Annotated in this window: 15 protein-coding genes and 1 pseudogene; 11 read left to right on the plus strand and 5 right to left on the minus strand. The window is 45.2% G+C overall.

The features are described 5' to 3' along the window. The first annotated feature begins 1 nt into the window (after position 1). The 4 genes from NDA03_RS22250 to NDA03_RS22265 all read left to right on the plus strand — a co-directional run bounded on the left by NDA03_RS22250 (position 2) and on the right by NDA03_RS22265 (position 1,506). Positions 2-259, plus strand: a complete 258-nt coding sequence (locus NDA03_RS22250) for a hypothetical protein (RefSeq protein WP_190527613.1) — start codon at positions 2-4, stop codon at positions 257-259. Positions 260-289: 30 nt separating this feature from the next. Continuing rightward, positions 290-430, plus strand: coding sequence for a type II toxin-antitoxin system HicB family antitoxin (locus NDA03_RS22255; protein ID WP_190527671.1), 141 nt, complete (start codon positions 290-292; stop codon positions 428-430). 84 nt (positions 431-514) lie between these two features. Next, positions 515-640, plus strand: a complete 126-nt coding sequence (locus NDA03_RS22260) for a type II toxin-antitoxin system HicA family toxin (RefSeq protein ID WP_199306189.1) — start codon at positions 515-517, stop codon at positions 638-640. A gap of 158 nt (positions 641-798) precedes the next feature. Further along, complete coding sequence (locus NDA03_RS22265; RefSeq protein WP_190527611.1) at positions 799-1,506, plus strand: hypothetical protein; 708 nt, start codon at positions 799-801, stop codon at positions 1,504-1,506. Positions 1,507-1,665: 159 nt separating this feature from the next. Here the strand turns inward: NDA03_RS22265 and NDA03_RS22270 are convergent, their stop codons facing one another. Together NDA03_RS22270 and NDA03_RS22275 are read right to left on the minus strand one after the other, a co-directional pair. After that, positions 1,666-2,040, minus strand: coding sequence for a type II toxin-antitoxin system PemK/MazF family toxin (locus NDA03_RS22270; protein ID WP_190527608.1), 375 nt, complete (start codon positions 2,038-2,040; stop codon positions 1,666-1,668). Beyond that, the gene (locus NDA03_RS22275; protein WP_190527606.1) at positions 2,034-2,264 is read right to left on the minus strand and encodes a DUF2281 domain-containing protein; all 231 of its coding nucleotides are present in this window, start codon (positions 2,262-2,264) and stop codon (positions 2,034-2,036) included. The genes NDA03_RS22270 and NDA03_RS22275 overlap by 7 nt, the downstream gene beginning before the upstream one ends. Before the next feature lie 77 nt (positions 2,265-2,341). On the opposite strand from NDA03_RS22275, the gene NDA03_RS22280 reads away from it, so the two are divergent. The 4 genes from NDA03_RS22280 (at position 2,342) to era (ending at position 5,568) form a co-directional block, all read left to right on the plus strand. Further along, positions 2,342-2,515 (plus strand): hypothetical protein, encoded by a 174-nt coding sequence (locus tag NDA03_RS22280; protein WP_190527605.1) that lies wholly within the window; start codon positions 2,342-2,344, stop codon positions 2,513-2,515. Positions 2,516-2,611: 96 nt separating this feature from the next. Continuing rightward, positions 2,612-3,250, plus strand: a complete 639-nt coding sequence (locus NDA03_RS22285; RefSeq protein ID WP_190527603.1) for a histidine phosphatase family protein — start codon at positions 2,612-2,614, stop codon at positions 3,248-3,250. Positions 3,251-3,430: 180 nt separating this feature from the next. After that, positions 3,431-4,555 carry a succinylglutamate desuccinylase/aspartoacylase family protein gene (locus NDA03_RS22290; RefSeq protein ID WP_348239154.1) on the plus strand — a complete coding sequence of 375 codons (1,125 nt, stop codon included), beginning with the start codon at positions 3,431-3,433 and terminating at the stop codon, positions 4,553-4,555. Positions 4,556-4,578: 23 nt separating this feature from the next. Further along, positions 4,579-5,568, plus strand: coding sequence for a GTPase Era (gene era / locus NDA03_RS22295; protein WP_348239155.1), 990 nt, complete (start codon positions 4,579-4,581; stop codon positions 5,566-5,568). Positions 5,569-5,685: 117 nt separating this feature from the next. On the opposite strand, the gene purB is transcribed toward era, so the two are convergent. Then, positions 5,686-6,981 carry an adenylosuccinate lyase gene (purB, locus tag NDA03_RS22300; RefSeq protein ID WP_348239156.1) on the minus strand — a complete coding sequence of 432 codons (1,296 nt, stop codon included), beginning with the start codon at positions 6,979-6,981 and terminating at the stop codon, positions 5,686-5,688. Between the two features lie 115 nt (positions 6,982-7,096). Here purB and NDA03_RS22305 point away from each other — a divergent pair, with 115 nt between their 5' ends. Continuing rightward, entirely contained in the window at positions 7,097-7,726 is a 630-nt protein-coding gene (locus NDA03_RS22305; protein ID WP_348239157.1) for a tetratricopeptide repeat protein, read from the plus strand. A 338-nt stretch (positions 7,727-8,064) separates the two neighbouring features. Here the strand turns inward: NDA03_RS22305 and NDA03_RS22310 are convergent, their stop codons facing one another. Continuing rightward, a complete protein-coding gene (locus NDA03_RS22310) occupies positions 8,065-8,520 on the minus strand; it encodes a hypothetical protein (RefSeq protein WP_348239158.1) in 456 nt (151 codons plus the stop codon). 1 nt (position 8,521) lies between these two features. Then, positions 8,522-10,051, minus strand: coding sequence for a YifB family Mg chelatase-like AAA ATPase (locus NDA03_RS22315; protein WP_348239159.1), 1,530 nt, complete (start codon positions 10,049-10,051; stop codon positions 8,522-8,524). Between the two features lie 208 nt (positions 10,052-10,259). Here NDA03_RS22315 and NDA03_RS22320 point away from each other — a divergent pair, with 208 nt between their 5' ends. Both NDA03_RS22320 and NDA03_RS22325 read left to right on the plus strand, forming a co-directional pair. Beyond that, positions 10,260-10,610: a histidine triad nucleotide-binding protein gene (locus tag NDA03_RS22320; protein WP_348239160.1), complete on the plus strand. Its 351-nt coding sequence runs from the start codon at positions 10,260-10,262 to the stop codon at positions 10,608-10,610. A 124-nt stretch (positions 10,611-10,734) separates the two neighbouring features. Continuing rightward, a pseudogene (locus tag NDA03_RS22325) lies at positions 10,735-10,898 on the plus strand (photosystem II q(b) protein); the annotation flags it as partial.

Raw genomic sequence — 10,898 nt, forward strand, 5'->3', positions numbered from 1 at the left:
TATGACTCAACCACAGCAACCATCAGAACAGTTTTTAACCTACGAAGAAGCGGTTAAGGTAGATTCAGCACTGCTTCAAACTCATGAAAAATTTATAACAAGATTAACTATTTCATCCTTAAGAGTGTTGAAACACATCGCGGAAGAGTACGGTGTTGTTATTGAAGAGTTAACACCTGAGCAGATTATCACTTGGTTTGAGAAGGATTCAAAAATTAGGCGCGAACAGGGAAGCGATGCCGCATTTTTGAAGTGGTAAAAGGCTAAAAATGGCAGAGAATTTAACGTAATTATTGAGCGTGATTCTGAGGGATACTTTGTCGCTTCTATGCCAAATCTTCCAGGTTGTTATATACGAGCAAAATCTTTAGGTAAACTCATGGAACGTATTCGAGAAGCCATTGAGTTTTGTTTGGAAGTCGAGGAATAAACGGCAGAGTCGTTGGAATTTGTTAGCGTTCAAAGAGTTTTGATTTAGGGATGACTATAACTGCCGAGTTTGACGGGGCGCGAAGTGATAGCAGCCCTTGTTAGAGCTGGCGTTGAGGTAGTTAGGATGAGTGGAAGTCACCATTTCTTGATACATGATGACGAGCGATACTTCACTTTAGCCTGTGAGTTAATGCCAAGGGGAAATTAGTATATATAGCTCACTATAAAATTCATCTTAGTTTAAACTTCATCAATGCTTCGTAAATACTTACTCAAATCTTACTAAAAAGCTCGTGAAATTTCTGATATAAAACCCTTATCGAAGTAAAAATTTCACAATTACGAAAAGCGCAAGGTAAGGCTAACATGGGATTCCTGAAAGAGCTAGGCGGTTTTGCAGGTAAGGTAGTGGGCGGAGTTATTGGCGGTGGAGTGGAAGCTGTGGGAACAGTTGTGGATAGCACCTTTCTCAAGGAGGTAGGGCAAGGAGTTTACCAGGCGACTGTTGCATCGGGAGAGATGGTGGGAAGTTTAGCTGATAGTGCAGTTACCACAGTTCATGGAATTGCTACCGACGACAGCGAGAAGGTCAAAGAGGGTCTTGGCGAAGCTGGGCGTGTAGTTAAGATTACAGCTACAGGAGTTGGACGAACAATCTCACACACTGCCAGCAATGCAGGACAGGTGGTTAATGGTGTACTTAACAATGACTTAGAATCAGCTGGTCACGGTGCTAAAGAACTCGCTAAGACTGTCTTGATCAGTACGCTTGCTATTGGGATCGGAGACGTACTCTTGGATATAGGCGGTGAACCAGTTTTTGCTGCTGAAGTGGTAGGCGACACAGTAGAAACTGCTAGAGACATAGTCAGTTATACCGAGGTTGCATTCCTCGAAGATGTTTCGGAAGGGGAGTCTAATGTCCACCAAGTTGATCCTCACTGGGTTAATGATTATGACCGAGCAGATGGAACCCATGTTGAGGGATATTGGCGTGATGGTGACGATAACACTTCTACTAATCTAAGCACAGAGCAGGGGGGCGGGTACTTGCGTAGTAACCCAACGGTCTAACTACCACTGACAATAAGCTTTACTTCCTCCTAGTTCATACATTCGTTATTCCAATGCAGCCTTTAATAAAGGTCAGATTTGGAGCTGTTCATCCAAGTACGAGCGTCATGAAAATTTCATGGCGTTCGCACGTCACCCTTCCATCAGGTTAGTAACAGCTTAGCTGCTTAAATCTTCTCCTTCACCTCTAAATAAATTAAGAATGGCGCACAAGGCTGTAGCTAATTCTTGCAGGTAAGAATTGTTCAAATGACCTAGCACTTTAATTATTCTGGATTTATCTACCACTCGAATCTGTTCGCAAAGTATCACTGAATCTTGGTTTAAGCCGCCAACCCCCGCGGGAACGAAAACGTGAGATGGCAAAAGCGCACGACGAATCTTCGTCGTACAAGGGGCAATGATAGTATGAGGGCTGACCGCATTAGCTCGATCGATCTGTACAATTACAACAGGTCTTATCCCTGCCTGTTCTGTCCCTATTACCGGGTTAAGATCGCATAAAACTACATCTCCCCGTACGATCGCTACCACTGGATTTCTCCACGCGATAGACGTTCCTCATAATCTTCTAAATTAGACAGATAATCGGAAAAATCTGATTCAGCGATTTCCATATTCTCGGTAAGCTGCATCGAGAATGAAGAGCGCTCGCTGTCTTTTTTCATCTGCAAAAAGTCTATAAAATCGTTGACTTCTTGGACAACTGACTCTGGAAGTTGGCGAATCTTAGCTATGGTTTCGTCATACACAGTCATTTTTATTTCCTTAGTGCCTTCACTTCATCATAGAAATAATTTAATTGTATTGGGATGATCGCTCTCAACTCACCTCAGTGAAAACTAGCTTAGAATGTGACTACTGCGCGATCGCAACCAAAAAGGTGGAGGACGAAGCAAGTAGCAGTGAGTCAATAAATCGGATACTGGCTGAAACTGGGATGACTAAGGACGAATTCGCTGATATTTTCGATACAAGTAAGCCGTTTCCCTATGATTCTGATAGTTGACGCTAAACTCTTTGAGGCTAGATAAGGGTGCGCGTAAAAACATCATTATCCCAAAGGTGGTTGTATCCTTAACTCAGATAATCGGAGAAAACTACCTTGAGTCTAAAGCTTTATTTCCTCCGCCACGGACAGACAGACCGCAGCCGAGATAATGTTTTCTGTGGTTCCATAGATCCAGATTTGACCCCAGATGGTGTAGAGATGGCAAAAGCTTTTGCTGTTGCTTACCGTTCCCTACCCTGGAATGCTATTTTTTGTAGTCCGATGCGGCGTACCGTAGCAACTGCAAAACCGCTGTGTGAAGCTGTGGGGATGCAGATGGAATTGCGGGACGGTTTGAAGGAGATTAACTATGGCAATTGGGAAGGAAAAACTGTAGAAACAGTTGACCGGGAGTATCACGATGATTATATTCGCTGGACTGCCGATCCCGCTTGGTATCCGCCGACTGAAGGAGAATTAGCGGTAGCGATCGCTCACCGTTCGTTACAAGTGATTGAAGAAATCAAGCAGCGGTTTAGCAACGGCAATGTTTTGATTGTTGCACACAAAGCTACTATCCGGATTATGCTGTGTAGCTTGCTAGGGATTGATGTGGGACGCTTTCGCTTTCGCTTGGGATGTCCGGTAGGTTCGGTCAGTATAGTAGAGTTTGGCGCTCATGGGCCATTACTTCATGCTTTAAGCGATCGCATTCATTTGGATGAGCGTTTGCGTACCTTACCCGGTACATGATTTGTTTGTAAATTATCTAGTAATGTTCGTAATCGCGGCTATACAAACAAAGTCTTTTTATGCGTTTACGCACACGCTAAGCTAACGTAGACTTTAGTATTAAAACCTGCGTAGGCAAGTTTCGTCTGTGTAGCCGCGATTTCTCTTCGTCAAGGCAGATTAATGTAAGATATTTTATCGATGATTCCTACTCTTTCTATAGTTCCCATTCAGCAACTTGCTTCAGGCGATCGCCTCTCAATTCAAGTTTATAAATTTATCGGTGCTAACCCTGGTAAAAAAGCATATTTACAAGCCAACTTGCACGGGGCGGAAATTGTTGGCAATGCGGTCATTCACCAACTAATCGAGGTTTTGATTACTATCAAGGATACCCATCTCAATGGTGAAATCTGGCTAGTTCCTGTCTGCAATCCCATCAGTACCAATCAGCGGACTCATTATTTTTCTACAGGTCGATACAATATATTTGATGGGAAAGACTGGAACCGCATCTTTTGGGACTATGAAAAGGAATGTGAAGATTTAGAAGAATTTGCAAAATTTCACATCAATTTTGAAACAGATGCTATAGAAATTGAATACTACAAAAGAATTAAAAATAGTTTCGATAAACTCTTAGAAAAAATCAAGTCTCCAAGCGGAGCGCCTTTTAACGAACGATATCGCTATCAGCTACAATCTTTATGTTTAGATGCTGATTATGTAATCGATATTCATAGTTCGTCGAATCAAGGGATAGATTACTTATATGGTTTCCACCGTAGAGAAGAAAGTGCCAAGTATTTTTTACTTGACCATGAAATTTTACTAAATGAATATGATGGAGATGCTTTTGATGAAGCTTTCCTAAAGCCTTGGTTAGCGTTGGAAAATCAGCTAGAAACTTTAGGGAAATCGATAGTCTTTGATAAAGAATCTTGGACGCTAGAACTGGGTTCGGGAATGCAAATGAATCCAGAATCAGTAGAAAAAGGAGTCCAAGGCATCAAAAATTACTTAGCCCAGAAAGGTATTTTATCGATTCCTGAATTTCCTTTGCCGCAAACAGCATTCCACAAAGTAACTTTTATTTCAAAAAGCAATCTAAAAAAATATTATGCGCCTAGCGGAGGGATGATCCAATCAAGAGTCAAACTAGGTGCTTCAATCGAGGCTGGAGAAAGACTTTATCAAATTCTTAGCTTTAATAAAGAAGAATTACCAAAATTAATTGATGTTTGTGCGGAGAACGCTGGTTTAGTCTTTGATATTTCGACGAATCATGCAGTGAATGAAGGAGAGTATGTATTATCAGTGATGTAGGGGTTTTTAAAAACGCAAACATCATGGAAGATGGGACGACGACAAACGCAGCAGTTAATAAAGGCGAGGCAAATATCCTAGACGAGTCAGCATTTTTTAGCATCCCGAAAGCACCGGAAGGATATAAGTCCGGCTTTATTGGGATTATCGGACGCCCAAATGTGGGTAAGTCTACATTGATGAACTATATGGTGGGGCAAAAAATTGCCATCACTTCGCCAGTGGCGCAGACGACGCGCAACCGACTGCGGGGTATCCTGACGACGCCAGAGGCACAGATGATTTTTGTCGATACCCCAGGAATTCACAAACCGCACCACCAGTTAGGGGAAGTGCTGGTGAAAAATGCCCAGATTGCCATTGAATCGGTGGATTTGGTGCTGTTTGTGGTGGATGGAGCGGTAGACTCTGGAGGAGGAGATCGCTATATTGTCGATATTCTTAGCCGCACGAAGACGCCTGTAATGTTGGGGATGAACAAAATCGACCTGAGATCCTCAGATTCCCAACAAATTGATGAGAGTTATACGCAGTTAGCTGAACCCTACAACTGGCCGATTGTGAAGTTCTCAGCCCTTACTGGAGAAGGAGTTGAGGCGTTGCAGCAGTTACTAAGCGATCGCCTAGAACCAGGGCCATACTATTACCCTCCAGATTATGTTACCGACCAGCCGGAACGCTTCATCATGGGGGAACTGATTCGAGAACAAATTTTGCTGCTAACCCGCGAAGAAGTTCCCCACTCAGTTGCCGTTACGATTGACATGGTGGAGGAAGAACCGACGATTACTCGCCTTCTCGGGACTATCTACGTTGAACGCGACTCGCAAAAGGGGATTTTGATTGGCAAAGGCGGAACGATGCTCAAAGCGATTGGTAGTGCCGCCCGAGAACAAATCCAAAAGTTAATTGCGGGGAAAGTTTATCTGGAGTTATTTGTGAAAGTGCAGCCGAAATGGCGGCAGTCTCGGCTACATTTAGCAGATTTGGGGTACAGGGTGGAACAGGAATAAACCGCAAAGACGCGAAGGACACGAAGGAAGAAAGAGAAGAAGAAAACTCTTCTTTTTCTTCCTTCGCGCTCTATAGCGCTAACGCGCATGGCTCCGCTAGTGCGTCTTTGCAGTTCCTCAAATCCCCAAACGTTGATAAATCTGCTCTAAATGCTGCAAATGATGCTGCGGAGCGAAACACGCCTCAACTTCTTCTGAAGAAAGATGCTGTGTAACGCGGCTGTCTTTAGCAATCAAATCGTGGAAATCGCCATCGGTTTTATTCCACGCTTGATGAGCGCAAGACTGCACCGTTGCATAGGCGTCCTCACGGCTCATTCCTTTTTCTACCAGGGTGAGCATGACTCGCTGGCTGAAGACGACGCCGCCGTAGCAATTCATATTCCGCTCCATGTTTTCGGGATAAACCAGTAGGTTTTTCACCAAATCGGTCATTTCCGCTAACATGAAGTGCGTTATGGTGCAGGAAGCGGGCAGGATCATCCGCTCCACGGAACTGTGAGAGATGTCCCGTTCGTGCCAAAGGGCGACATTTTCCAAAGCTGCAACAGCATGACCCCGGACAACTCGTGCCATTCCCGTTAATCGCTCCGAACGAATCGGGTTGCGCTTGTGCGGCATCGCAGAGGAGCCTTTTTGTCCTTTGGAGAAGAATTCTTCGACTTCCAGAACATCTGTGCGTTGCAGGTTGCGAATTTCAACAGCAAACCGCTCAATTGAGGCAGCCAGTAGAGCCAAAGTTTGTACAAAGTCGGCATGGCGATCGCGCGAAATTACTTGCGTCGATGCTGTATCCGGTTCGAGTCCCAGTTTTTGGCAAGCGATCGCTTCAACTCTCGGCTCAATATTGGCGTAGGTTCCTACTGCACCGGAAATCTTGCCAACAGCAATTTCTTTGCGAAGACGCTGAAGGCGATCGCGGTTTCTCAATACTTCTGCCAACCATCCCGCCAGCTTAAAGCCAAACGTAATCGGTTCCGCGTGAATGCCGTGCGATCGCCCAATCATCACCGTACTTTTATGGTGCTGCGCCTGCTGGCGAATTGCTGCAATCAAATCTTCCACACCTGCCAGCAACACATCCAAGCTGGCTACCAGTTGCAGTGCTAAAGCTGTATCCAGCACATCCGAACTGGTTAATCCCAGGTGAATATAGCGCCCCGCGTCGCCTACATATTCATTGACGTTTGTCAAGAACGCGATCATATCGTGGCGGACTTCAGCCTCAATTTCTAGCACCCGCTTCGGGTCAAAATTAGCCTTCGCCTTAATTTCCTCTACCGCCTGGGTTGGAATATAACCCAGTTCAGCTTGGGCTTCACAGACTGCAATTTCAACCTGGAGCCACGTCTTCAGTTTATAGGTGTCAGTCCACAGGTTGCCCATCTCAGGCAACGTATAACGCTCGATCACAGCAAGTGTCGCAGAATACAACCGTTTTATTGTACAACTGACGGTCAGATATGCCGCGACTCAAAAAATGCTTCTTGTCGAAAAATCCCTAATTTGATTTATTAAGGAGTTAAGGATGACTTGTAATTTTCTCAATTTGAATTCTTTATCTGTCTTTTTAGTCACCTCGGTAACAGTAACAGCAATTATCAGTACTGCACCTTTAGTAGCGATCGCCGATCCATCAGAAAATTACCAGACTCAGGGTAGCAATTCTAACAAGGCGATTTCGCACTACGCACGAGGGATTGCTCTTTATGACAAAGGAGATAAGCAAGAAGCCATTGAGGAGTTTAACCAGGCACTTCAGCTTAATCCTAATTATGTTGCAGCTTACTTATATCGAGGTAAGTCCCGCCAGGATTTAAAAGATTATCAGCAAGCAATTGAGGATTACAACCAAGTAATTCAGCGCAACCCTAATTATGTTTTAGCTTACTTAGAGCGAGGTACTTCCCGTACATTTCTGAGAGACTATCAGGGAGCAGCAGAAGACTATATTCAGGCAATCCGCCTTTCCCCAATGAATTTCTTTGCCTACGATTATCGAGGATTGGCTCAGCAACGGCTTGGAAATTATCAAGAATCAATCAAAGACTTCGATCGAGCTATCGAAATTAATCCTGATTATGCCTACGGTTATTACGACCGAGGAATTTCTCACCGCAGTTTAGGAGACAAGAAAAAGGCATTTGAGGATTTTTAAAAAGCTGCTAACCTGTTTCAGCGGCAAGGAAATAAAGAACAGTATCAACACCTGCTGGAAGAAATTAAGAAACTAAGATTGTAATGCATATCTTGTGCTTTTTTCAGGGCAAAGACTCATCTTAATTACTGCATTCTATCGAATGTGCAATACTAAATTGCTTCGGCAACATAATGGGTCTTGAGGTCTTCATCTCCGTTGAAATGGCAAAATTAAGGTTAATTCAAAAAAATGCGATTGCTAACCTCCCTTTACCACTACTTCTTTATCTATAAATCTGTTCGTTCGTGCTGGTAATCGTCGCGCACAAATCACTTCATTGTTAACAGAAACAATCTCTAGCCCCCTTCTGGCTTGCGACAGATGATGGCATGAGGACACTCCTGTTCGATGATGACTTGGATGATGTTCCAATCTCCACCTGCAAGCCCGCAGGACATACCAGAAGGAATATAAACCGGAAGAGCATTCTCGGTTGACCAATCATTAACTTGCTTCAGTCCCGTCCGCACCGCTTCATAGTCAGTGTAGATAATACCTTGAGCAGGCTTAGCACGACCATAGTTCCACTGCCCTGCCAAGTTGCAAACGTATAAGGGTGCATCTGTGACCTTAACAAATTGCACCATTCCTAGTTGCCATCGCTCCTTATACTTGCGATAGTCTTTGTAGACAATAGGCCAGCGATCGCGAATTTGTAGAGCCAAACCTGCTCCCATGCGTCCCTGACAATTCACCTGATGACAGATAACGCCACGCTCTACTTCAAGAATGTCCTGGCTTATTGTTTCCATATCACTGCATTCTATCTATCGTGCGGTACTGAATGGCTTCGGCAACGTGGTGGGTTTTGAGGTTTTCATCACTAGCTAAATCGGCAATAGTACGCGCTACTTTTAAAATGCGATCGCTGGCTCTTGCTGATAACCCTAATTTGCGAATGGCTGCTTCTAATAAGTTGCGAGAAGCATCATCCAGTTGACACCATTGCCGCAAATGACCACTTTGCATCTGAGCATTGCAACGCACTGATGAATCGCCTTTAAATCGAGTATGAGCGCGATCGCGTGCTGTTTCTACTCGTTCCCTGACAGGTGCCGACTCTTCCCCAGTCGGTTGTTGCGTAATTTCCTCTGGCTTGAGGCGATTCACTGCAACTTGCAAATCGATCCGATCCATCAAAGGGCCAGAAAGCTTTGCCCAGTATTGTTCTCGCTGTCGAGGGGAACAGGTGCAAGCTTGAATCGTATCGCCAAAGTAACCGCACGGACAGGGATTGGTACTAGCAACTAAAGTAAATTGAGCCGGAAACATAACCGATTGGCGAGTGCGGGAGATGGTGACAAAGCCATCTTCAAGCGGCTGACGCAAGAATTCCAGTACATCTCGCTTAAATTCTGTAAGTTCGTCCAGAAATAAAACGCCCCGATGCGCTAAGGATATTTCTCCCGGACGCGGAAAACTCCCGCCACCAACCAGGGAGGGGCCAGAAGCGGAGTGGTGAGGACTGCGGTAAGGGCGATCGCTTACTAGCGATCCTCTATTCTTAAGTAAGCCTGCAACTGAGTGGATTTGAGTCACTTCGAGGGCTTCGTCAAAGCTTAACGGCGGTAATATCCCCGGTAAGCGCCGCGCTAGCATCGTCTTCCCACTTCCCGGTGGTCCGACAAATACTAAGTTATGTCCACCAGCCGCCGCAATTTCTAGGGCACGACGGGCAAAGCTCTGTCCTTTTACATCCTTTAAGTCTGCACTGCTGAAGTGGGTTTTAGCTAACTCCTCTCTACCATCCACCTGCACTGGCGAATAACGCTCTGGCTCATTGAGAAAATCAGCAACTTGAGACAGATTTTTGAAACCGTAGACTGCTAGACCTTTGACAACTGCCGCTTCCCGCGCATTATCTGCTGGAACAACTAAACCTGCGATTCCCATCCGTTGGGCAGCAGCGGCAATTGGCAGCACACCGGCAACTGGACGAAGACTTCCATCTAGGGAAACTTCCCCTAAGAATAAATAATCTCCTAACAACTGGGCACTCACCTGTTCAGACGCCGCCATGATGCCTACACTGATGGGCAAATCAAAACTGGGGCCTTCCTTTCGTAAATCCGCTGGTGTCAGATTTATGACAATTTTTTTCATCGGAAAGGCATAACCCGCATTCTTCAGTGCCGCCTTCACCCGTTCTTTCGACTCCTGAACTGCGGTGTCGGGCAATCCCACCAGCACAATTCCTGGCAATCCTCCCGATACATCGACTTCAACCCCCACCTTCACCGCATCGATACCGACGATAGATGCACTCCAAACCCTAGCCAGCATGGCAATCTCGCCCCACTTTTGTTTGATAATGCTGTTGATGTTCGCCCTAATCCAAACCCGTTTTCATTCAGAAACCGGGTTTGTAACAAGTTTTATGAGAAGCCAACCAACAGAATCTTTTATTAGAGTTCCCGCGATCGCGCTTAGCTTTATCGTCCGGGCTTAAAATGGCTGCAAGCATAGCTAATCACCGAAATAACCAAGCAACATGAGTGAAACGACAGAAACCCTCTTCAGCAAGATAATCCGCCGCGAAATCCCCGCAGACATTGTGTACGAGGATGACCTGGCACTTGCCTTTAAAGACATTCAACCCCAAGCCCCCGTTCACATTCTCGTGATTCCCAAGCAGCCGATTCCTCAGCTTGCCGATGCCGATTCTCAGGATCGCGACCTCCTGGGTCACTTGTTACTGATTGTTAAGAATGTTGCAGAAAAAGCCGGACTCAGTAACGGCTACCGCGTTGTCATTAATACTGGCTCCGATGGGGGGCAAACCGTACCCCATCTCCATTTGCACATTTTGGGCGGACGCCAGATGAAATGGCCTCCAGGCTGAATCAGGAAACCGAAAAAATTTTTGTTGAAAAAGCTTTACAAAACTAAATAGATGGGTTAATCTTGAAAACAAGGTAGAGAAAACACTACCTCGAACCTAGAAAATTCAAAGCAATCATAAAAACATGACCACAACCTTACAAAGACGCGAAAGCGCCAACGTATGGCAACGGTTTTGCGATTGGGTCACATCAACCGACAACCGCCTGTATGTAGGCTGGTTCGGCGTTCTGATGATCCCAACCCTACTGTCTGCCACCATCTGCTTCATCATCGCCTTCATCGCCGC

This window comes from Trichocoleus sp. Lan (assembly GCF_039961855.1).
Lineage (GTDB): Bacteria > Cyanobacteriota > Cyanobacteriia > Cyanobacteriales > FACHB-T130 > FACHB-T130.